Below are 20,128 nucleotides of genomic sequence, written 5' to 3' on the forward strand. Positions count from 1 at the left end.
AATTCGCGCAGAGATTAGCATCCGCGTCTCAGCTTCATAGCGCTTTCTGCAGCACTCGGGCCGAGAAACGCACTCCTCCCCAATTGCCATTCGCAGCGTGAACACACTGTTCACCGCAGCAATGCGTCCTCACGCCGAAACATCTCGATTCCTGTTCCAATGGTAACGGCGACCGGGCGGTCGATGGGCGATAGTCCCCCCAACGAACAACCCGAAACCGAAGTGAAGCCCATGAAAACGCTCGCAACCCTCATCAACGTGACCGCCTTTACGGCGCTCTTCGTTGCCTATGCGAGCGTCGCCTCAGCCGAACGGCCGACCGGTGTTCGCCGCGCCTTGCAGACCTATTCCGGCCAAGTCTATACCGGCGCCTACCCCACCTTGAAGCCGTTCTGCAAGAACGACGTCAACGCAGCTCGGGTCATCTGACAACGGGACCGGCGATCGCAGCCGCGATCGCTTCCGCCGCTTCGTCGGCGCCGAGCACCGTCACGTCGATCTCGACCAACTGGTCGCCTTTGCCCCGCAGCAGCCTGTGAGCACGCCGCAATCCGAGGAGCACTTCGGGATCGGTCAACTTGTGCTGCTTGGCTCTGCCCGCCCGCGTTAGCCGCTTCAAGTTTTCCTCAAGACCGCAATCGATGACGACCGCGACGAAGCGCGCGCCCCGTCTTTGCGCGAGTGCAGCATAGTCTTCGAAGGCGCGGCTATCGGCGGCATCATCCGACAGCGCATCGGTAAAGACGAAGGATTGCTCGGCCGGCGCCTTGGCGATGTGTTCGAACACACTTTCGCGGATGGCCGCACGCAGCGAACGATAGAGGGGCGTGCCACGCGAAAACAGCGCCTCGGCTGGATTGATCAGCGTGTGGTTGTCGGCGAGGCGCGCGCCCAGTCTTTCAGCCAGATGGCGCGCGATCGTGAGCTTACCGGTTCCCGGCCAGCCGTTGATGTGAACGACGAGGCCGGCAGGCTCCTGGGTCAAGCGGCGTCCCGGTTGAAATTCGCGCCGCCGGCGTCGGTCAAGAGGAAGGCTTCGCCGCAGGCCTTGGCCAGCGTGCGCACCCGCAGGATGTAGCTCTGGCGCTCCGTGACCGAGATCACGCCGCGGGCATCGAGCAGGTTGAACACGTGGCTCGCCTTGATGCACTGGTCATAGGCCGGGAAGACGCATTTGTGCAGGTGGTTGTTGCTGTGATCGCCGGGCGCGCCGGCGGCGAGCAACGCCTGGCACTCGGCCTCCGCATCGATGAAATGCTGATGCAGCATGGCGGTGTTGGCATATTCGAAATTGTAGCGCGAATACTCCTGCTCGGCCTGCAGGAAGACGTCGCCGTAGCTGATCTTCTCGGCACCCTCGCGGCCGTTGAAGTTCAGGTCGTAGACGTTGTCGACGCCCTGCACATACATGGCGAGACGCTCGAGACCGTAGGTCAGCTCACCGGAAACCGGCGAGCACTCGATGCCGCAAACCTGCTGGAAATAGGTGAACTGCGACACTTCCATGCCATCGCACCAGCACTCCCAGCCAAGACCCCAGGCGCCGAGCGTCGGGCTCTCCCAGTCGTCCTCGACAAAACGAATGTCGTGCAGCAGCGGGTCGAGGCCGATCGCCTCCAGCGAGCCGAGATAGAGCTCCTGCAGGTTGGACGGGTTCGGCTTAAGCAGCACCTGGTACTGGTAGTAGTGCTGCAGTCGGTTCGGGTTTTCGCCGTAGCGGCCATCGGTCGGGCGGCGCGACGGCTGCACATAGGCGGCCCGCCACGGACGAGGCCCGAGCGCACGCAGGGTCGTTGCCGGATGGAAGGTACCGGCGCCCACTTCCATGTCGTAGGGCTGCAGCACAGCGCAACCCTTGTCGGCCCAGTAGTTGTGCAGTGTCAGGATCAGAGCCTGAAACGAGCGCTTCGGGTTCATATGATCAGGCAGAGTGGTCATGGATCGCGTCCGGATTTCTTCTAAAAAATGTGCCGGACAGGTGCCACGCCTGATGACAGGGGTCAAGCAACTACAGCGCCGGCCTGCCAATTAGACGCGCCGGAGCCTCCGTCCTCATTGATCCCGCTACTCGTCGTCGCGTTTCAGCCTGTACTCACCGGTTTCCGGATCCTGGACCAGCGTGCCCTGCGCCCCGGTCCGCTCTTCGCGGCGGGTCTGTTCGCGTTGGCGTGTCAGTTTTTGTGCATCGGCCACGAACTTGCGATAGCCGAGCCAGAAGACGAAACCTGCAATCAGGAGCAGGATGAGTTGCGGCATTGTTCCTCCAAGGACATCTCACGCAGGTCAGGGCTCAAAGCCCGAACCGCGCCCACAATGCCCTTTCCTCGATTGCTTCGGCAAGACCCGCGGCGGCCGATGCCGCCAAGGGCTCGACAATGGCGCCGGCAACGGCCGCGCCGGTCTGCCGGCGGCCGAAAAGGCTGCGCACCGGCTGGATGAGTTCGAGCCGCGCCTTGTCGCCATAGCGCTTCTTCACCTCGCCGCGCAGGTCGCCGAGACCATCGATGATACCGAGCTCCAGCCCACGCCGGCCGGTCCAGAAAAGGCCGGAGAAGATATCCGGATCGTCGGCGAGCAACTGCCCGCGACGCGCCTTCACCATCTGGATGAAGGTATCGTGGATATCGAGCTGAAGGTTCTTCAGAAAGGCGATGTCGTTTTCCTTTTCCGGCTGGAACGGATCGAGCATCACCTTGTTTTCACCGGCGGTATAGACGCGTCGTTCGACGCCGATCTTCTTCAGCAGTTCCGGAAAGCCGAAGCCGCCGGAGACGACGCCGATTGAGCCGACGATCGACGTCGGATCGGCGATGATCTCATCGCCGGCAAGCGCGATCATGTAGCCGCCAGACGCTGCGACATCCTCGACGAAGATCAGCACACGCTTCTTCTTCTCCTGGGCGAGGTCGCGGATGCGCTGATAGATCAGGCGCGACTGCACCGGGGAGCCGCCGGGCGAATTGACCGAGATTGCGACAGCGGGCGCTTCCTTGATTGCGAAGGCCTTTTCCAGAAGCGGTGCTGCCGTTGCCAGGTTGAGCGCGGGCCGGAATTGCCCGCCGCCGGCCATGATTGCGCCGTGAAGCCGGACGACGGGGATCGTCACGCCTTCCTTGCGAAATCGCCTCGGCAACAACCGTCTCAGGAACGCCTTCATTTCAACTCCTGCTTACTGGGTCACGTTGGAGCGGGATGCGGGCGAAAACCACGCAACATTCTTCCTGAATACCGCTCCGATGCCAAATGTATTGGCCCATCCATGGCATGTATGCACTGCCGCGACAAACGCAATGCCGCATACGGTAAATCATCGGCGGTGGTAGGCGGCGCGGCCGTTGTTGAGATCGTCGACATGATCGGCGAAGCGATGCCCCTCCTCGTGCATGACGAGCGGCGCGCGGAAGACCAGCCGCTTGCGGCTCTGCTTGATCGCGGTCACCAGAATGCGCACGGCATTTTCGCCGACGCGCGGATGAAGGGCGGTGATCTCGATACCGCCGAAGCGACGGCCGCAGGCGGCGATGATCTCGGCGATCGATTCCGGCCGGGCGATCAGCGACAACTGTCCGCCCGGCTTCATGATCGCGCCCGCCGTCTTCACCCAGACCTCGAAGAGCCCGTCGCTCATCGCATGGGCCTCGGCCTTGAGACTGTCTGGCGTCTTGCGGTCGGACGCATCGTTGAAGGGCGGGTTCATGATCACGTGATCGAAACTGTCATCCGCCAGGCCCGCAGCGACACGCGCCTTGCCGGCAAGCGATACGTCCGCCTCCAGCACCGAGACCCGCGACGCAAAGCGCGCGTTTTCGGCGAGCTCCAGGCTGCGGCGGGCGTATTCCGCCATGACAGGCGAGCGCTCCACCAGCACCACTTCCGCGCCCTCCATCCGGGACGCGACGGCCATGCCGGCGGCACCTGCCCCGGCGCCGAGATCGGCGACCCGGCAGGGGTGATCCGAGGAAACGAGCGATGCCAGGATCATTGCGTCCATGCCGGAGCGATGCCCCTGCCCCAACGGCTGGACGACATGGAACTTGCCGCGATGGAACGCATCGACGGTTTCAGTTGCGGCAGAAGCCATTACGCGCGCCCCTGCGGCATCACCGGCTTGCACGGCACCCTCACGGCCGCAACTCCGCCTCGAGCCCGGCGTCGATCAGGATCCGCCGCGCGGCATCCGCGTCCTCGTCCGCGACCAGAAAACGGCGGGGCAGCAGGCCGAGCGAGCCCTCCAGAATGCTCATCCCCTGATCGGCGATGAGGCTTGCAATGCCGGCGTCCTTCATCAGGCTCTCGGCAAAGGAGAGCACGACGGCATCGTTGGTACGGATCAATTCCTTCATCCGGCGGTTTTTCCTGTCCTATTTCAGCAAGCGGGACAATTCGCCTCTTGCCGCACGTGGCACCCCTTCCTATTGTCGAAAGCGACAATGAAAACAGGAGTCCCGGTGTGGGCGTAGTGATACCGCTGGAAGACAGCAAAAACAAACAGGCGTCCGTTAAGCCGCTCGTCGACCTGACTGCGCCGGACATGGAGCGCGTCAACCAGCTCATCCTGTCGAAGGCCGGCTCCGACGTTCAGATGATTCCCGAGGTCGCCAACCACCTGATTTCTTCCGGCGGCAAGCGGCTGCGCCCGATGCTGACGCTCGCTTCCGCAGCGATGTTCGGCTACGAGGGCGACGCCCATGTCAAGCTCGCAACCAGCGTCGAATTCATGCACACGGCGACGCTGCTTCACGACGATGTCGTCGACGAAAGCGACCTTCGCCGCGGCAAGTCCACCGCCCGCACGATCTGGGGCAACCAGGCGAGCGTTCTGGTCGGCGACTTCCTGCTCGGCCAGGCCTTCCGCATGATGGTCGACGTCGGCTCGCTCGACGCGCTCGACGTACTTTCGACCGCCGCTTCCGTCATTGCCGAAGGCGAAGTTCTGCAGCTTTCCGTCGCCAAGAACATGGAGACGACCGAGGACGATTATCTCCAGGTCATCCGTGCGAAGACCGCCGCCCTGTTTGCCGCTGCCGCCGAAGTCGGGCCGATCGTCGCCCAGACCAGCAAATCCGACCGCAACGCGCTGAAATCCTATGGCATGAACCTCGGCCTCGCCTTCCAGCTCGTCGATGACGTGCTCGACTATGGTGGATCGTCGAGCGACCTCGGCAAGAACGTCGGCGATGACTTCCGCGAAGGAAAGATCACGCTTCCGGTCATCCTGTCCTACCGCCGCGGAACGGCCGAAGATCGAGCCTTCTGGCGCGAGGCGATCGAAGGCGGCGACAGCAGCGATGCCAATCTCGACAAGGCGCTCGGGCTGATCAAGCGCTATGGGGGCCTCAGCGATACCATCGCCCGCGCCCAGCACTACGGCACGATTGCCCGCGATGCGCTGGCACCGCTGCCGGCGTCACCCTGGAAATCGGCGCTCACCGAAGTCATCGACTTCTGCATCGATCGGGTAAGCTGACGAGGCTTCGGCAGAGCCAAGACAAACAACAGGAATTTCTTGCCGCGTTGCGCCAAAAAAGCCATTCTGTTCCTCAAGAGTTGTGCTGGGCTATATGTGGCTGACTCCGAAAACAACCCTCAGTGGTGCGATTGGCCGAGCAATCGGCACGAAAGGTTTGACATGCGGCAAATGACGATCCTCCGCCTCCTCAGCGGCGCAGCACTGTTGGCTCTCGCCGCAGTCAGCGGCAGCCACCAGGCCTTCGCGGAAGACAAGGCCGCCCCCGTCGAGGAAAGCGAGCCCTTCGACATCAAGTCGGTGAACACCTTCGCCGGCGCCTTCCTTGCAGCTCGCACCGCCGATACGGACCGCGACTTCGCATCGGCCACCCAGCTCTACCGGATCGCACTGCAGTTCGAACCGAACAACAACGACGTCAAGCAGCGGCTGATGATCACGCTGCTGATGGCTGGCCAGTTCGACGAGGGCGCGCAGATTGCCGAGCAGCTCAAGTCCGACCCGGCCGTCGAGCGCATCACCACCGTGATCCGCGCGATCGAAGCGATCCGCAAGCGCGAGTATCGCAATGCGCAGAAGCTCCTGAACTACCAGGGCCCGAACGATCTCGACCGGCTGATGAACGGACTGCTTTCCGCCTGGGCGAAGTTCGGTCAGGGCAAACCGAAGGAAGCGCTGGCAGAGATCAACGGCCTCCAAGGTCCCGACTGGTTCCGCGTGTTCAAGAATTATCATGCAGGCGCGATCGCAGTTGCCGCCGGCGACAAGCAGACAGCCCGGACCAGGCTCAACGACGCCATTCTCGATCGCGAAGGCGGAAGCGCTGCGCCTGATACCTTCATGCGTGCGGTCGAAGCGCTCGCCCGGTTCGAGGCACGCGAAGGCAACAAGCAGAAGGCGCTCGACACCGTCGCGGTCGGCGAGAACATGGTCAACAACTACACGCCGCTTCAGGCGCTGAGGACCGATATCGAGAATGGTGTTCCGCAGGAACAGCAGGTCAAGAACGCCAGCCAGGGTGCTGCAGCCGTGCTCTTCTCGATTGGCGCTGCCCTCAACCGCGACGGCGCCGAAGATATCGTTTCGCTCTATCTGCAGACCGCACGCCGGCTCGACCCCGACAGCGCCGACATCCTGGTGATGCTCGGCGGTATCGCCGAGAACCTGAAGAAGCCGAACGAGGCAATCGAACTCTACAAGGCTATCCCGGAAAACTCGCCGATGCGGCGCGTTTCGGAGCTGCAGCTCGGCCTGAGCCTCGCCAGCATCGGCAAGGTCGACGAGGCGAAGCAGCATCTGAAGGCGCTGATCGACGTCGACCCGAAGAACATCCGCAACTATCTCGCCTATGGCAGCGTGCTTTCCGATGCCAAGGACTACAAGGAGATGGGAGCGCTCTACGACAAGGCTGTCGAACAGATCGGGTCGGTGCCGAAGCGTACCGACTGGACCGTCTTCTTCCAGCGCGGTATCGCCTACGAGCGCCAGAAGCTCTGGGACAAGGCCGAACCGAACTTCAAGAAGGCGCTGGAGCTCAATCCGGACCAACCGCAGGTTCTGAACTATCTCGGCTATTCCTGGGTCGACATGAACATCAATCTCGACCAAGGCCTCGAGATGATCCGCAAGGCGGTCGAGCTGAAACCGGATGACGGCTACATCGTCGATTCGCTCGGCTGGGCCTATTTCCGCATGAACCGCTTCGACGATGCGGTGGTGGAACTGGAAAAGGCGGCTGAACTGATGGCTGGCGACCCGACCATCAACGATCACCTCGGCGACGCCTACTGGCGCGTCGGACGCAAGCTCGAAGCCGTGTTCCAGTGGACGCAGACGCTTGAGCTGAAGCCCGAGGAAGCCGAGATTCCGAAGATCAAGGCGAAGATCGAAAACGGCCTGCCGCCGCTGAAGGAAGAGGTCCCTGCCTCTGCCGACGCCAAGGAAACCGCGCCGAAGAAAGTGACCCCGGAAGCGCCGGCGCCGGACAAGAAGTCCTGATCGATCCATGACCGAGGACGGCATTGCGGGCTTCACGCTGACACGCGCGGCGCCCGCAAAGATCAACTTGGCGCTCCATGTCGTCGGCCAGCGGGCCGACGGCCACCATCTTCTAGAAAGCCTCGTCACCTTCGCCGATCGCGGCGACCGCATCGGCCTTGCAACAGCAAACACCGATCTCTTCACCGTTTCGGGGCCTTTTGCTGCCGAACTGCCCATGGATGCCAGCGCTGAGGGCGGCAATCTGGTGCTAAAGGCGCGGGACCTCCTGCGTGCGGAACTGCGCGCGCGCGATCCCGCCACCGCTGGCCCTGTTCACCTGCATCTCGAAAAGAACTTGCCCCTCGCCTCCGGTATCGGTGGCGGATCTGCGGACGCGGCGGCCACGCTGCTCGGGCTTCTCGAACTTTGGGGCGCCACGATCGAACCTTCTCGCCTCGACGAGATGGCATTGGCGCTGGGCGCCGACGTGCCGATGTGTCTTGCCGGCATGCCCCTCGTGGCGAAGGGCATCGGCGAGGAGATCACGCCGCTCGCCCACCTTCCATCCCTGTCCCTCGTGCTCGTCAATCCGCTCGTTGCCGTTTCGACGCCTGTGGTCTTCCGGACGCTTTCAAACAAGACCAATCCACCGCTCGTTCTGCCGCAGAACCTTGGAACGATCGACGCATGGCTGGCGGCCATGGCGGCAATGCGCAACGATCTGCAGCCGCCGGCGCAGCAGTTGCAGCCGGTGGTAAGCGATGTCTGCCAAGTGCTGACGGAAGCAGGCGCGACGCTGGTGCGGATGTCAGGCTCAGGCGCGACCTGCTTCGGCATTTTCGACAACGGTGCGCATGCGGCTGCGACAGCGCGCACTCTTTCGGAGGCGCAACCCGGCTGGTACGTTCTCGCCTGCAACACGACAGGAAGAGGCAAATAGAATGGCCGGCATCGACGAAAAACGTCCCTTCATTCCCATCGGAATTGCTGTTCTCACCGTGTCCGATACGCGCACGCTCGCAGACGACAAATCGGGCGACACGCTGGAAGCGCGGGTGCGCGACGCCGGTCATCGCCTCGAAGCTCGCGCGATCGTGCCGGATGATCGGGCGAAGATTTACGACCAGGTAAAGGCCTGGACGCTGGAGCCGACGATCGACGTGGTGATCACGACCGGCGGCACGGGTTTCACCGGCCGGGATGTGACGCCGGAGGCGCTGGAGCCGCTGTTCGAAAAACGCATGGACGGCTTCTCCGAAGTGTTCCACCGGATTTCCTACGAAAAGATCGGCACCTCGACCATCCAGTCGCGCGCGACCGGCGGGGTCGCCAACGCCACCTTCATCTTCGTTCTGCCGGGATCGCCAGGGGCCTGCCGGGACGCCTGGGACGGCATCTTGAAGCAGCAGCTCGACTACCGGCACATGCCCTGCAATTTCGTCGAGATCATGCCCCGGCTCGACGAGCACCTGAAACGCGGCTGAGCCAGAACCCGCCACGCGCAACCATCGCTCTTCGGGTGCGTCTGTTACCTTTGTAACTGACAGCCATTTTTCCTGTCGTTAGCGTCCGATCATCAGCCAAGCGAAATCGGCCGCCGCACCTTTTCTTCGGGCTGTATGAACGCCTCCCCGCCAATATCCCCGGGCGGGGAGAACAAGGGGATACGACGTGCAGCCAGAATGCTGCCCGGCAAGAACTTTATCAGACAAGGTCATTTGAGAGACACCTAGAGGTGCCGTCCCCTGGACTGGCACCTTTTTAGTGCGTGGAGTTCAAGGGCGCGCCCGTCTGCTTTCGACGGCAACCCAGGCCGGAACGAGCTCGGTGGAGAGCTTGCGAACGGCCCGGACGTTCGTCATGTCGCCGAGGCAACGGTTGCCCGCCGCCGCCGCCAGGGCATCGTTCTTGTTCATCAGGAAACCCGCTTCCAGCGGCTTCTTTCGCCGGACCATACGGCTGAAAAACGGCTTGCGATGCATTCGGGAATCGGAGAACCGCGCGGGCGTCCTGTTCAGCGAGACGTATTCGGCAAGCTCGTCGATCCAGCGACCGATCGGGCGCGCGCCGGGCTCGAGCAACATCAGCCATTCGCCGCGTGCGGAGCGCACGACATCGCCGAGATCCCAATCGAGGCAAAAGCGGCAACCGGCCGCCTCGGCCACGCGCGACGAACCATCCCTTGAGCCATGATCGAGGATGATCACGTCGCTGACGAGGCCCTCCACGGCGCCGGCAACGAGCACCGAGAGCGTCTGCACCAGTTCGGCTTCGTTGTCCCGTGTTTCCATGATAATCGTCAGCATAGCCCGTCCTACCGCATCACCCTTACAATTGCTACATCCGCAGACCGGCGGAGGCAGCTTGCTGGGAGGCATCTTGGATCCACACCAAAACCTTCTGCTTTTTTGTTCTTGAATTGTTCTTGTTTTCGCGATAGGAAAATAGTCAGAACAAAACGGGATCAGAAATCTGGTTCCGGGGAGATTCCAATGACCGAGCTGTCTCAGATCAGGCAGGGTGCGCTCGCACCCGCCAATACGGCAGATGTCGCCGACGCGATGATGAGCGCAACCGGATTGCGGATCGACATCGACCGTCGCCGCGGGCGCGGTGCCGGGCTCAACATGTCAGGCCGCTTCGAGCCACAGGCGCGGGAAAGCTTCGACGACGGCTGGGAAAGCCTGGAGGACCTGCCACCGTTCAAGACCGAAGTGCAGGTCGAGAAGCCGCGGACGGTGATCACGCGGAACGATTCTCCCGATATCTCCTTCGATCGTTCGATCAACCCCTATCGCGGATGCGAGCACGGCTGCATCTATTGCTTCGCCCGTCCGACGCATGCCTTCATGGGCCTCTCGGCAGGCCTGGATTTCGAAGCCAAGCTCTTTGCCAAACCGGATGCTGCGCGGCTTCTGGAGCGCGAACTGGCGCGGCCGGATTACAAGGTCAGGCCAATCGCCATTGGTACCAACACGGATCCCTATCAGCCGATCGAAAAGGAATGGCGCATCATGCGCCAGATCCTGGAAGTACTCAGCGAGGCCAATCATCCGGTCATGATCGTCACGAAATCGGCGATGGTGACCCGCGACATCGACATTCTCGTGCCGATGGCCGAAAAGGGGCTGGTCCGGGTCGGCATCTCGGTCACGACGCTCGATCGCAAACTGGCACGAACGATGGAGCCGCGCGCTGCGACGCCTCCCAAGCGCCTGGAGGCGATTCGCGCCCTCGCCGAGGCGGGCATCCCCGCCGGCGTTCTCGTCTCGCCCATCATCCCCGCGCTCAACGACCATGAGATCGAGCGAGTGCTCGAAGCGGCCAGGACAGCTGGGGCAACCGAAGCGAGTTACGTTCTTTTGCGGCTGCCGCTGGAAGTTAGCCCGCTGTTTCGTGACTGGCTGCTGCGCAACTATCCGGACCGCTACCGCCATGTCATGTCACTCATCCGCTCCATGCGGGGCGGCAAGGACTACGACGCTGAATTCGGCAAGCGCATGAAAGGCGCCGGTCCCTATGCCTGGCAGATCGGCCGCCGCTTCGATCTCGCCACAAAGCGCCTTGGCTTCAACCCGACACGCCGGCAGCTTCGCGACGACCTCTTCGTGCCGCCGCTGGGAACGGGGGTGCAACTCTCGCTTCTTTGACGATTTTCCCGGTGGCCGGCGCAGAGCCATTCCGGGTTCGTGACCGATGCTGCGCGCTGACGATGCCGGGAGATGGGATACCGCCGCCAATTCCCCTCAGCAAGCGGTGCCAGCGCCCAGAGGTCACAAAGCAGTTCCGATGCCCTGCCCCCGCCTGGGGCATCGGCCATCCCCCCGTCCGCCGCCGCACTCGGACCTGGGGGCTTGAAGAGAATCGGTCGATCATGCGAATTAGACTCATGTCTCGCAGGTCGTCCGATTCTCCCCTTTTTCCCGATATCATCGAAGCACCCGATTTCAGTTTTGAACTCTCGGCGAAGGGGGACGGTTTCTGGCCTGTCGCCGGCGCCGATGAAGCTGGCCGCGGCCCGCTCGCAGGGCCGGTCGTAGCAGCCGCAGTCATCCTGGATCCCGACGCCATTCCCGAAGGCCTCGACGACAGCAAGAAGCTCAGCGCCCAGGCACGCGAGAGGCTGTTCGAAGCAATTCTCGCGACATCGGAGGTATCGATCGCCTCAGCTTCCGCCGGCACGATAGATGCCACCGACATCCGCAAGGCAAGTCTGGAAGCGATGCGGCGCGCGGTGGCGGGCCTCACCTCGTCCGCCCGCTTCGTGCTCGTCGACGGCCGTGACGTGCCGCCCGGACTTTCATGCCACGCCAAAGCTGTCGTGAAAGGTGACGCGCGGTCGTTGTCGATCGCCGCTGCTTCGATTGTCGCCAAGGTTACCCGGGATCGCATGATGGCCCGCGCCGATCTCGCCCATCCCGGTTACGGCTTCGCGCTCCATGCCGGCTATGCGACCGTGACCCATCGCCGCGCCATTGAAGCCCAAGGCCCCTGCGCTCTTCACCGCATGAGCTTCCGGCCGTTGCGGAAAGACGACTAGCGCCTGCCCCATCCTCAATAGACGATCAACCCGACGCGCCCGGTTCCGAAACGCGCGGATGGCTGACCTCGACGCACCTTCACCGCGCCTACGCGGCCAACAGTCGCGCCATCGGACACGATACCGGGCTGGAAGCGCCGACGACATCCCGGCCGTCCGGCTGTGTCTCGGGCAGGCAGCAGCGCGACTGCCGGCATAGGCCCACCCGGGCTCGACCACCACACGCTTGGAAAGGCGTCACTCGGCGCATGGTACAAACAAAAAGCCCCGCACAAGGCGGGGCTCTTTCAATCGGGAATGTCCTGGCGGCTTAGTTCAGGCGTGCCTTGACTTCGCCAAGCGCCTTCTTGAACAGGTCACTCTGTGCGCCGGCGTCCGCCTTGGCGGCAACGACCTTCTCGGCAGCGGCAATCGCCAGATCGACAGCAGCGGAACGGACGGCGTTGATCGCGTCGCTTTCAGCCTGCTTGATCTTCTGCTCCGAGAGAGCCGTGCGACGCGCAACGTATTCCTCGGTCTTCTGCTTGGCTTCCGCCGTCAGCATTTCGGCTTCGCGCTGAGCGGCAGCGACGATACCGGCAGCTTCCGCTTCAGCATCCTTACGCTTGCGCTGGTACTCGGCAACAAGGCTCTGTGCTTCTTCGCGCAGGCGCTTTGCTTCAGTCAGCTCGTTACCGATCTTTTCGGCGCGGGCGTCGAGCGCCTTGCCGATCATGCCCGGAACCTTGAGATAGGCGATCAGGACGAAGAACAGGATCAGGCCAACGAAGGCATAGAAAGTTGCATCAAGATGCATGGCTCAGTGCTCCTCAGTTGCCAGCCGATGCCTTGACGGCAGCGGTGATCTCGGCCTTGGTGACGGTTCCACCGATCAGCTGCTGAACGACAGCGGTCGCGGTTTCCTCGGCGATGGCACCGACGTCGGCCAGTGCCTTTGCCTTGATGTCGGCGATGCGGTCTTCCGCGGCCGAAATCTTCTTGGCGAGATCGGCTTCGACGGCCGTGCGGTCTGCATTGGCCTTGGCCTTTGCCGATTCGCGAGCGTCGTCAGCAATCTTGTGACCCTTGGACTTGGCCGTTGCCAGGTCCTGCTCGTAGGAAGCGATGGCGGCGTCTGCTTCGCCCTTGAGGCGGGACGCTTCATCGAGATCCTGAGCGATCCGATCGTGACGGGTTTCAAGAATTCCGCCGATCCGCGGAATGATGACCTTCGACATCAGAAGATAGAAGAGGCCGAACGTGATCGCGAGCCAGAGCAGCTGCGATGCGAAATGGGTCGAATCGAAGGGCGGGAACACGCCGGAACCAGCCTCGCCTTCGTGGGCCACACCCGTTTCGGTGTGCACCTCACCGGCCGCAGCGGCATCGTGTGCTTCGGCGCCTTCAGTGGTGGTTGACTGCTGGGCATACGCCGCGGTCACAAACATGCTCACCTCCAGGTGCACTCAAGAATATGCGCGGCCGCGGCCTTTTGACGGGCCGCGGCCGAAACTCCAGCCGGTATTAGACGGCGAAGAGGAGGAGCAGGGCTACGAGCAGCGAGAAGATGCCCAGAGCTTCCGTAACGGCGAAGCCGAATACGAGGCGGCCGAACTGGCCGTCAGCAGCCGACGGGTTGCGCAGTGCGCCAGAGAGGTAGCTGCCGAAGATGTTGCCGAGGCCGAGAGCCGTGCCGGCCATGCCGAGGCAAGCCAGACCTGCGCCGATGTACTTTGCTGCTTCCGCTTCCATGATTGAACTCCTTCGAATGGTGTTGCGGCTTAGGATTGCGCTTCCGGCGGAGGGCCGGCCGAAAGCAAGCGACTGTATTCCTTAGTGGCTTCCGGGATGGACAGCGTCGTTGAGGTACATGCAGGTCAGTACCGCAAAGACATAGGCCTGGAGGAAGCAGACGAGGAATTCAAGACCGGTAATGGCGACGGTCATGATGAGCGGCAGGATGGCGCCACCGATGCCGAGCGCGCCGAGGGCGCTGAGCGAGGTGACGAAGCCTGCGAAAACCTTCAGCGTGATGTGGCCGGCCAGCATGTTGGCGAAGAGGCGGACCGAAAGGCTGATGGGGCGGGAAAGGAACGAGATGATTTCGATGGCGACAACGAGCGGCAGAAGCACGCCGGGTACGCCATGCGGCACGAAAAGCTTCAGGAAGCCGAAACCGTGCTTGTAGAAACCATAGAGAATAACGGTGCCGATAACGAACAGCGCCAGAGCGAACGTGACGATGATCTGGCTGGTGACCGTGAAGAAATAGGGCATCATGCCGAGCAGGTTCGCCGTCAGGATGAACATGAACAGCGAGAACACCATCGGGAAAAACTTCATGCCGCCGCTGCCAGCGCCTTCGCGCAGCATCGAGGCGATGAATTCGTAGGACATTTCCGAAACCGACTGCATGCGGGTCGGGATGAGACCGCGCTGCGACGTCGTCAGATAAAGGAAGCCTGCGGCGGCACCGACGGTCGCAACCATGAACAGCGACGCATTGGTGAAGGAAAAGTCAAGTCCGCCAATCTCGATCGGGACAATCTTATTGACCAGGAACTGGTGGGTCGGATCGTTTGACACCGCGCTTCTCTTTCGTTCTGCCCGCCCAAGAGCGGAAACCGTTTTCTTCGGGGCAACGCCTCAGCGGGCGTCTCCGTCCTTCTTGTCATTCCTAGGGCCGCCTCTTCCGGCTTCCGGTGTTGCCACCATACCGGCCGAGCGCAGCACATTCAGCACGCCAGCGCAGAAGCCAAGAAGCAGGAAGACGATCATGCCCCACGGCCCTGTACCCGCAAAGTGGTCCAAAAGATAGCCCAGAAACGCCCCGACAACGATCGCGGCGATGAATTCGCTCGAGAGCTTCATCGCCGCCGCATAGCCCTTGCGGCTTTCGGCGGCACGGGCCTCCACTGCATCAGGCGCATGAGGCTTCTTGGCCTCAATCTTCTCGCCGAGCTGCTTCAGCCGCGCTTCCAGACTTTCTTCAGGTTTCTCCGCCACGTGGCTACTCCCTTGCCGTCCTCATCGGGTCTTGGACCGCGATTTCGGTCATACAATAGGCCAGCGTTCAAGCCACGTTTCGGCCCCATTTGAAGTCGCGCGCAACATAGTTTTAGGCACCCGCATAGTCAAGGCATGCAGGCCGCTTCACCGTGGACAATATTATCACGATAATTCAAATGGTTAGGCGCTTACCACGCGATCCTCGGCAAGGTTGGAGGCGGGAATCGCGCACTCGGCGTGCAGGAATCTGCGCTCGATGCCCGGAAGCCAAAGACGGCGAAATCGCGTCAGAAGCCGATCAGCTCCAGCCGCCGCCATAGGTGCGGTAGAAGATGTGCATGCCGATCTTGCCGACCCGCTTCATCGTCTTCGCCCACGGCGGATTGACGTAGGTGGCATGGTAGTGCGTGGCCGACCCCACTTCCGGCAGCCAGATCTTGCCCGCCGTGACCGCCATCGCCACGTCCTTGGCCGTCTTCCAATGCGAGCGGGAATAGATCAGGTCGCGGATCATGTCGCAGGCAAATGAAAACTGGCAGCGGTTGCGCCAAGTCTTGTTCTGATAGACGACGCCGCAGATGGTTTTCGGATAGGTCGGATTGCGGACGCGATTGAGAATCACCTGCGCCACCGCCGCCTGGCCCTTGAGCGACTCGCTGCGCGCTTCGAAGTAGATGCCTTCCGCAAGGCAGGTCTGTTCTTCCTTGCTGAAAACGGCCGGCGGCAGCACGGTTGCTGCCCAGGCATGATCGTCCGGTGCGATCTCGGGAATGAAGCGGCCGGCATTCTCGTCTTCGCGCAGGATCGAATCGAAGGGCGATTCACGCGCATAGTCCGGCTCGGGCCGGACGTAAGCAGTCGCAAGAATGTCGGGCTTGTTGTTCGTCACGAGCTTGGCCAGCATCGGCGAAACACCGGGATCCACCTTTGGCGGCTTCTTTCTATAGAAGGCCGTGGCGATCTCGATCTCCTTACCCTTGATACGCGACTTGGCGAAGACCATCTTCTCGCCCTCCTCGAAGCGCGGCTCCGTCAAAGAGCTCGTGCGCTGCAGGATGGAGCCGGCGGTAAAATCCTTCGGCGGCGTCACCGGCGTGACAGCGACGATGCGCCCCTTCTTGGCGCGGCGATTGACGCGTTCCTCGTCGGGCGTACCGGAGTGCTTGGTCTCCGAGGTGAGTGCGACGCGGCTGCCGTCGGGCATGTTGATGCCGGCGCCGCCATCAAGCGCACCGGTCGTGATCGGATCGGCAAAAACCATCTCGACTTCGTGGATCGAGCCTGCCGGTGACGGCGTCATATACATGCGCCAGCGTTCGCCGCCGCGATTGATGCCGGAGAGGAAGGTTGCCAGGTCCGCATAGGCTGCAACGGAGGGGAAGCCGAGATAGAGCGCGAGGCCGATGATTGCAGGCGCCATCCACGCAGACACGTTCAGGCGAGACTTTTGACGCAGGTTCCGACTCTTACGCATCAACCGACTCCACGCAACGCTTGACGAACGGCACGGCTTCGCCCGCGCCAGCCGGAGACCAGCGTCGGAGATTCCGCACGGGAAGCTAAGACAATGAGGCGGCCGGACACCCCGCCGGAGCCGCTTCGTTCGAGCCTTGAAAATGAAGCATTAACCTTGATGTTTGGTTAATGCGGTGGCGCTGAAAGACAGGGGCACCACAAGCAAACGGAGCCGTTTCCGACCGGGAACGGCTCCGTATTTCTCTTCGCGGACGCGAGGCCCCTGCCCGGCGCACCGGACAGGCGGGCAAGACGATCAAATAATGACGTGCGAACCGAGCTCTACGACCCGGTTGGTCGGCAGACGGAAGTAGTCGGACGGGTCGATCGCGGCATTGGCGAGCGCGATGAAGAGCCGGTCCTGCCAGTGCGGCATGCCGGATTCGGCGTCGGGCACCAGCTTCCGGCGACCGAGATAGAAGGAGGTCGACATGATGTCGAACTTCAGCCCTGACTTGCGGAAGAGACCGAGCGCCTGCGAGACGTTCTGGGTTTCCATGAAGCCAAAGCGCATCTCGAGCAGCGTGAAGCGGTCCGAGAGCGGCTGCATGCTTACCCGCTCGGATTTCGGCACCTTCGGCGTGTTGGCGGTGCGGATCGTCAGAATGAAGTTCTGATTGTGCAGCACGTGGTTGTGCTTGATGTTGTGCAGCAGCGCCGCCGGAGTGGACTCGGGATCGCTGGTCAGAAACACGGCCGTGCCGGGCACGGCCACCGGCGCATGCTCGCTCTTGCGTTCGATCGACTTGATGAAGCTCGCCAACGGAATGTCGATGTGGCGCGTCTTGGCGTGCAGGATTTCGGTTCCGCGCCGCCAAGTCCACATGATGATGATGAAGGTGGCGGCGATCAACACCGGCACGTAGCCACCGTCATGGATCTTCAGCATGTTGGCGCCGAGGAAGATGAACTCCAGCGCAAACAGCGGCAGCAGCACGGCCGCTGCCCAGATACCCGACCAGTTCCAACGCGTGCGAAGGAACTCGAAGGAAAGCACCGTCGTCACCACCATCGCACCGGTGACTGAGATGCCGTAGGCGGTAGCAAGAGATTCCGACGACCCGAAGACGAAGACGAGCGCCATGACGCCGAACATCAGAAGCGTATTGACGTTCGGCAGGTAGATCTGGCCGGTGTGGGTTTCAGACGTATGGAAGATCGCCATGCGCGGCAGGAAGCCGAGGTGGATCGCCTGTCGCGTCAGTGAGAAAGCCCCGGTTATCACCGCCTGGCTGGCAATGATGGTGGCCGCAGTCGCCAGGATGACGACCGGCAGCAGCGCCCATTTCGGGAACATCAGGAAGAATGGGTCGGACATGGCTTCCGGGTTCTTCAACACGAAGGCACCCTGGCCGAGATAGTTGAGGGTCAGCGCCGGAAAGACGATCAGAAACCAGGCCCATTGGATCGGGCGGCGCCCGAAATGCCCGAGGTCGGCGTAGAGCGCTTCAGCCCCCGTCACCGTCAGGAACACGGCGCCGAGCACGATGATGCCGACATAACCTTCGCTGAGCATGAAGCTCACGGCATAGAGCGGATTGAACGCCTTGAAGATCGAGAAGTCGTCGGAGATGTGGACGAGACCGATGCCGCCCATCACCAGGAACCAGACAAGCGTGATCGGACCGAAGAAATTCGAGACCGCCGCCGTTCCCTTCGACTGCACCGCAAAGAGCATGAGCAGGATCACCACGGCGATCGGCACCACATATTCCGATAGCGCCGGCGTCACCAGCTTCAGACCTTCGACGGCCGAAAGAACGGAAAGGGCCGGAGTAATCATCGCGTCGCCGATGAAGAGCGCAGCACCTGCAATCCCCATGAAAAAGAGGATCGACGCGTGCCCGTTGGCCGACTTCATCAGAAGGGCGAGCAGCGACAGCGTACCACCCTCCCCCTGGTTGTCGGCGCGCAGCAGGAACAAAACGTACTTGATCGTGACGATGATCGTCAGCGTCCAGATCATCAGCGAGATCAGGCCGATGATTTCCGCGTCGGTCACGCCGTCATGGGAGACCGGGCGCAACGCTTCACGAAAGGCATAGAGCGGGCTGGTTCCGATATCGCCATAGACGACACCGATCGAACCGAGCCCGAGGACCAGCAGACGGCGCAGGTCCTTCGGCTCCTGGGTGGAAGGGGCATGCGATTGGGTCATGCAAACCTACTGGCGTTCAAAGCCAGCCTTTCCAGCGGAAAAAGAAAAAGGGGATGACAGCCGAAATCACCATAGCCGCAAGCGCCCAGGGATAACCGAAGTACCATTCCAGTTCGGGCATGACGCGGAAGTTCATGCCATAGACGGAGGCGATCAGGGTCGGCGGCAACAGGACGACCGACGCGATCGAGAAAATCTTGATGATGGCGTTCTGCTCGACGTTGATCAGGCCCAGCGACGCATCGAGCAGGAAGGTGATGTTGCCGGAAATGAAACTCGCATGTTCGGACAAGGACTGGATATCGCGCGAGATCGAGCGGCAGAGTTCGCGCGTTTCCTTGTCTTCCTGCACAACGGGAACGGTATAGACGAAGGTCAGCAGGCGAGACAGCGATGCAAGACTGTCCCGCGTCTTGGCGACCAGGCGGTGGTGACCGGCGACGTCGCGCAGTCGCGCTTCGAGATAGTGCGGCGGCCGGCGCTTGCCTGCCGCCTTGTCGCTGAAGACGTCAATCGACAGATCGTCAATCTTCGTGACCGCCTGCTCGAGAATTTCGGCGGTCCGGTCGGCGATCGTTTCCAGCAGCCGGGTGAGCACAACCGCACCGTCGCGGCAACCACCCGGGAAGCGATGCATGGACGTCCTGAAAAGCGTGAAGGACCGGGGCTCGGCATAGCGAATGGTCACGAGCCGGCCGCCGGAGAGGATGAAGCCGACATCTGTCAGGCCAGGCATTTCCGTATCCGAACGGAATACCAACGACGCCGTCATGAACACGGCATTCTCTTCGACATAGAGGCGGCTCGAAGGTTCAATGTCCTTCAGATCGTCGCGGGTCGGGATGGAAATGCCGAGAAGCTTCTCCATCATCAGGTCTTCCGCCTTGGTGGGCTCGACCAGATCCAGCCAGATAACATCGCGACGCAGGTTTTCGGGCGGTTCGGCCGGCGTCAGAACGACGGCAGTCCCATCGGCGCAATAGCCGGTGATCATGCGACCGTCCTCGTCAAACGAAGCCTGCTGCGCCGTGCGTCTGCCAAGTCGCGCAAAGACCGCTGTGAAACGTGAAGCTGCTGCATAACTTTGCCCTCAAATCGATCGCGACTTAAGGAACGATGCCGTGTGCCGGACAGCGAAGGCGAAAGGTCGTGCGCCACAAAATACCCACAATAGAGATCCATCGGATCGAACGTTCCGCCAGTCAGGACAAAGTCTACAACTCAGTCATCGCGGGAGGCCAAAATCTCCGGCGAGAGGGCGTCAAGTTGGGCACCTTCGCAAGTGCGGCAAGGCATATGGCGCAACGCAAACGCAAAATCAATGCCCCCTTGCAATCCAGCGCGCGGGCGGGTGCCGCCATGCCGGCTCCACCCTACCGCATGTTTGCTTAAAGCAAAATCGAATCAAGGGCAAAACGATTCGGTGCCCCCGCATCGCGTCATGCCTGACGCGCAAATTCGCCGTAGCACCTTGAACCCG

General features: G+C 61.9%; 22 protein-coding genes. 7 read left to right on the top strand and 15 right to left on the bottom strand.

Going from position 1 to position 20,128, the window contains the following annotated elements; genetic code table 11:
- Positions 1 to 231: 231 nt before the first annotated feature.
- A complete protein-coding gene (locus tag AB4Z53_RS01460; RefSeq protein WP_113538035.1) occupies positions 232 to 429 on the top strand; it encodes a hypothetical protein in 198 nt (65 codons plus the stop codon).
- Here AB4Z53_RS01460 and AB4Z53_RS01465 read toward each other — a convergent pair.
- From AB4Z53_RS01465 to AB4Z53_RS01490, 6 genes are all read right to left on the bottom strand, one after another.
- Positions 422 to 985, bottom strand: coding sequence for an AAA family ATPase (locus AB4Z53_RS01465; protein ID WP_291148327.1), 564 nt, complete (start codon positions 983 to 985; stop codon positions 422 to 424). The genes AB4Z53_RS01460 and AB4Z53_RS01465 overlap by 8 nt on opposite strands.
- Positions 982 to 1,938 (bottom strand): glycine--tRNA ligase subunit alpha, encoded by a 957-nt coding sequence (locus AB4Z53_RS01470; RefSeq protein WP_113538037.1) that lies wholly within the window; start codon positions 1,936 to 1,938, stop codon positions 982 to 984. The genes AB4Z53_RS01465 and AB4Z53_RS01470 overlap by 4 nt, the downstream gene beginning before the upstream one ends.
- Before the next feature lie 126 nt (positions 1,939 to 2,064).
- Complete coding sequence (locus AB4Z53_RS01475; RefSeq protein WP_057250790.1) at positions 2,065 to 2,256, bottom strand: hypothetical protein; 192 nt, start codon at positions 2,254 to 2,256, stop codon at positions 2,065 to 2,067.
- A 34-nt stretch (positions 2,257 to 2,290) separates the two neighbouring features.
- Positions 2,291 to 3,157, bottom strand: a complete 867-nt coding sequence (locus AB4Z53_RS01480; protein ID WP_441594308.1) for a S49 family peptidase — start codon at positions 3,155 to 3,157, stop codon at positions 2,291 to 2,293.
- 150 nt (positions 3,158 to 3,307) lie between these two features.
- Entirely contained in the window at positions 3,308 to 4,081 is a 774-nt protein-coding gene (locus tag AB4Z53_RS01485; RefSeq protein ID WP_441594309.1) for a tRNA1(Val) (adenine(37)-N6)-methyltransferase, read from the bottom strand.
- Positions 4,082 to 4,121: 40 nt separating this feature from the next.
- Positions 4,122 to 4,343, bottom strand: coding sequence for a putative signal transducing protein (locus AB4Z53_RS01490; RefSeq protein ID WP_113538040.1), 222 nt, complete (start codon positions 4,341 to 4,343; stop codon positions 4,122 to 4,124).
- A 107-nt stretch (positions 4,344 to 4,450) separates the two neighbouring features.
- On the opposite strand from AB4Z53_RS01490, the gene AB4Z53_RS01495 reads away from it, so the two are divergent.
- The 4 genes from AB4Z53_RS01495 (at position 4,451) to moaB (ending at position 8,931) form a co-directional block, all read left to right on the top strand.
- Positions 4,451 to 5,467, top strand: a complete 1,017-nt coding sequence (locus tag AB4Z53_RS01495) for a polyprenyl synthetase family protein (protein WP_113538041.1) — start codon at positions 4,451 to 4,453, stop codon at positions 5,465 to 5,467.
- Between the two features lie 162 nt (positions 5,468 to 5,629).
- Complete coding sequence (locus AB4Z53_RS01500; protein WP_113538042.1) at positions 5,630 to 7,465, top strand: tetratricopeptide repeat protein; 1,836 nt, start codon at positions 5,630 to 5,632, stop codon at positions 7,463 to 7,465.
- Between the two features lie 7 nt (positions 7,466 to 7,472).
- Positions 7,473 to 8,387, top strand: coding sequence for a 4-(cytidine 5'-diphospho)-2-C-methyl-D-erythritol kinase (locus tag AB4Z53_RS01505; protein ID WP_441594312.1), 915 nt, complete (start codon positions 7,473 to 7,475; stop codon positions 8,385 to 8,387).
- Between the two features lies 1 nt (position 8,388).
- Positions 8,389 to 8,931: a molybdenum cofactor biosynthesis protein B gene (gene moaB, locus AB4Z53_RS01510; RefSeq protein WP_441594314.1), complete on the top strand. Its 543-nt coding sequence runs from the start codon at positions 8,389 to 8,391 to the stop codon at positions 8,929 to 8,931.
- 291 nt (positions 8,932 to 9,222) lie between these two features.
- Here moaB and AB4Z53_RS01515 read toward each other — a convergent pair whose 3' ends face one another.
- A complete protein-coding gene (locus AB4Z53_RS01515; RefSeq protein ID WP_441594315.1) occupies positions 9,223 to 9,753 on the bottom strand; it encodes a glycosyl transferase in 531 nt (176 codons plus the stop codon).
- Between the two features lie 186 nt (positions 9,754 to 9,939).
- Between AB4Z53_RS01515 and AB4Z53_RS01520 the strand changes: the two genes are divergently transcribed.
- The gene (locus AB4Z53_RS01520; protein ID WP_441594317.1) at positions 9,940 to 11,097 is read left to right on the top strand and encodes a PA0069 family radical SAM protein; all 1,158 of its coding nucleotides are present in this window, start codon (positions 9,940 to 9,942) and stop codon (positions 11,095 to 11,097) included.
- A 239-nt stretch (positions 11,098 to 11,336) separates the two neighbouring features.
- Positions 11,337 to 11,987, top strand: coding sequence for a ribonuclease HII (locus AB4Z53_RS01525; protein WP_441594318.1), 651 nt, complete (start codon positions 11,337 to 11,339; stop codon positions 11,985 to 11,987).
- A gap of 310 nt (positions 11,988 to 12,297) precedes the next feature.
- Here AB4Z53_RS01525 and AB4Z53_RS01530 read toward each other — a convergent pair whose 3' ends face one another.
- The 8 genes from AB4Z53_RS01530 to AB4Z53_RS01565 all read right to left on the bottom strand — a co-directional run bounded on the left by AB4Z53_RS01530 (position 12,298) and on the right by AB4Z53_RS01565 (position 19,642).
- Positions 12,298 to 12,783 (bottom strand): F0F1 ATP synthase subunit B, encoded by a 486-nt coding sequence (locus AB4Z53_RS01530; RefSeq protein ID WP_113538048.1) that lies wholly within the window; start codon positions 12,781 to 12,783, stop codon positions 12,298 to 12,300.
- A gap of 13 nt (positions 12,784 to 12,796) precedes the next feature.
- The gene (locus AB4Z53_RS01535) at positions 12,797 to 13,414 is read right to left on the bottom strand and encodes a F0F1 ATP synthase subunit B (RefSeq protein ID WP_113538049.1); all 618 of its coding nucleotides are present in this window, start codon (positions 13,412 to 13,414) and stop codon (positions 12,797 to 12,799) included.
- A 76-nt stretch (positions 13,415 to 13,490) separates the two neighbouring features.
- Positions 13,491 to 13,718: a F0F1 ATP synthase subunit C gene (locus tag AB4Z53_RS01540; protein ID WP_025426100.1), complete on the bottom strand. Its 228-nt coding sequence runs from the start codon at positions 13,716 to 13,718 to the stop codon at positions 13,491 to 13,493.
- An 81-nt stretch (positions 13,719 to 13,799) separates the two neighbouring features.
- Positions 13,800 to 14,552: a F0F1 ATP synthase subunit A gene (locus AB4Z53_RS01545; RefSeq protein ID WP_113538050.1), complete on the bottom strand. Its 753-nt coding sequence runs from the start codon at positions 14,550 to 14,552 to the stop codon at positions 13,800 to 13,802.
- A gap of 60 nt (positions 14,553 to 14,612) precedes the next feature.
- Positions 14,613 to 14,972: an AtpZ/AtpI family protein gene (locus tag AB4Z53_RS01550; RefSeq protein ID WP_113538051.1), complete on the bottom strand. Its 360-nt coding sequence runs from the start codon at positions 14,970 to 14,972 to the stop codon at positions 14,613 to 14,615.
- Between the two features lie 301 nt (positions 14,973 to 15,273).
- A complete protein-coding gene (locus AB4Z53_RS01555) occupies positions 15,274 to 16,449 on the bottom strand; it encodes a cell wall hydrolase (protein WP_113538052.1) in 1,176 nt (391 codons plus the stop codon).
- 297 nt (positions 16,450 to 16,746) lie between these two features.
- Positions 16,747 to 18,648 carry a potassium transporter Kup gene (locus tag AB4Z53_RS01560; protein WP_113538053.1) on the bottom strand — a complete coding sequence of 634 codons (1,902 nt, stop codon included), beginning with the start codon at positions 18,646 to 18,648 and terminating at the stop codon, positions 16,747 to 16,749.
- A gap of 16 nt (positions 18,649 to 18,664) precedes the next feature.
- The gene (locus AB4Z53_RS01565; RefSeq protein ID WP_291161241.1) at positions 18,665 to 19,642 is read right to left on the bottom strand and encodes a magnesium transporter CorA family protein; all 978 of its coding nucleotides are present in this window, start codon (positions 19,640 to 19,642) and stop codon (positions 18,665 to 18,667) included.
- Between the last annotated feature and the right edge of the window lie 486 nt (positions 19,643 to 20,128).

This window comes from Ensifer sp. 2TAB8 (genome assembly GCF_052115125.1).
GTDB lineage: Bacteria > Pseudomonadota > Alphaproteobacteria > Rhizobiales > Rhizobiaceae > Ensifer.

What these genes read in the sequence shown, in the direction of transcription:
- AB4Z53_RS01460 (WP_113538035.1), top strand. Translation starts at nt 232, where the DNA reads ATGAAAACGCTCGCAACCCTCATCAACGTGACCGCCTTTACGGCGCTC.
- AB4Z53_RS01470 (WP_113538037.1), bottom strand. Translation starts at nt 1,938, where the DNA reads ATGACCACTCTGCCTGATCATATGAACCCGAAGCGCTCGTTTCAGGCT.
- AB4Z53_RS01475 (WP_057250790.1), bottom strand. Translation starts at nt 2,256, where the DNA reads ATGCCGCAACTCATCCTGCTCCTGATTGCAGGTTTCGTCTTCTGGCTC.
- AB4Z53_RS01480 (WP_441594308.1), bottom strand. Translation starts at nt 3,157, where the DNA reads ATGAAGGCGTTCCTGAGACGGTTGTTGCCGAGGCGATTTCGCAAGGAA.
- AB4Z53_RS01485 (WP_441594309.1), bottom strand. Translation starts at nt 4,081, where the DNA reads ATGGCTTCTGCCGCAACTGAAACCGTCGATGCGTTCCATCGCGGCAAG.
- AB4Z53_RS01490 (WP_113538040.1), bottom strand. Translation starts at nt 4,343, where the DNA reads ATGAAGGAATTGATCCGTACCAACGATGCCGTCGTGCTCTCCTTTGCC.
- AB4Z53_RS01500 (WP_113538042.1), top strand. Translation starts at nt 5,630, where the DNA reads ATGCGGCAAATGACGATCCTCCGCCTCCTCAGCGGCGCAGCACTGTTG.
- AB4Z53_RS01505 (WP_441594312.1), top strand. Translation starts at nt 7,473, where the DNA reads ATGACCGAGGACGGCATTGCGGGCTTCACGCTGACACGCGCGGCGCCC.
- moaB (WP_441594314.1), top strand. Translation starts at nt 8,389, where the DNA reads ATGGCCGGCATCGACGAAAAACGTCCCTTCATTCCCATCGGAATTGCT.
- AB4Z53_RS01515 (WP_441594315.1), bottom strand. Translation starts at nt 9,753, where the DNA reads ATGCTGACGATTATCATGGAAACACGGGACAACGAAGCCGAACTGGTG.
- AB4Z53_RS01520 (WP_441594317.1), top strand. Translation starts at nt 9,940, where the DNA reads ATGACCGAGCTGTCTCAGATCAGGCAGGGTGCGCTCGCACCCGCCAAT.
- AB4Z53_RS01525 (WP_441594318.1), top strand. Translation starts at nt 11,337, where the DNA reads ATGTCTCGCAGGTCGTCCGATTCTCCCCTTTTTCCCGATATCATCGAA.
- AB4Z53_RS01530 (WP_113538048.1), bottom strand. Translation starts at nt 12,783, where the DNA reads ATGCATCTTGATGCAACTTTCTATGCCTTCGTTGGCCTGATCCTGTTC.
- AB4Z53_RS01535 (WP_113538049.1), bottom strand. Translation starts at nt 13,414, where the DNA reads ATGTTTGTGACCGCGGCGTATGCCCAGCAGTCAACCACCACTGAAGGC.
- AB4Z53_RS01540 (WP_025426100.1), bottom strand. Translation starts at nt 13,718, where the DNA reads ATGGAAGCGGAAGCAGCAAAGTACATCGGCGCAGGTCTGGCTTGCCTC.
- AB4Z53_RS01555 (WP_113538052.1), bottom strand. Translation starts at nt 16,449, where the DNA reads ATGCGTAAGAGTCGGAACCTGCGTCAAAAGTCTCGCCTGAACGTGTCT.
- AB4Z53_RS01560 (WP_113538053.1), bottom strand. Translation starts at nt 18,648, where the DNA reads ATGACCCAATCGCATGCCCCTTCCACCCAGGAGCCGAAGGACCTGCGC.
- AB4Z53_RS01565 (WP_291161241.1), bottom strand. Translation starts at nt 19,642, where the DNA reads ATGATCACCGGCTATTGCGCCGATGGGACTGCCGTCGTTCTGACGCCG.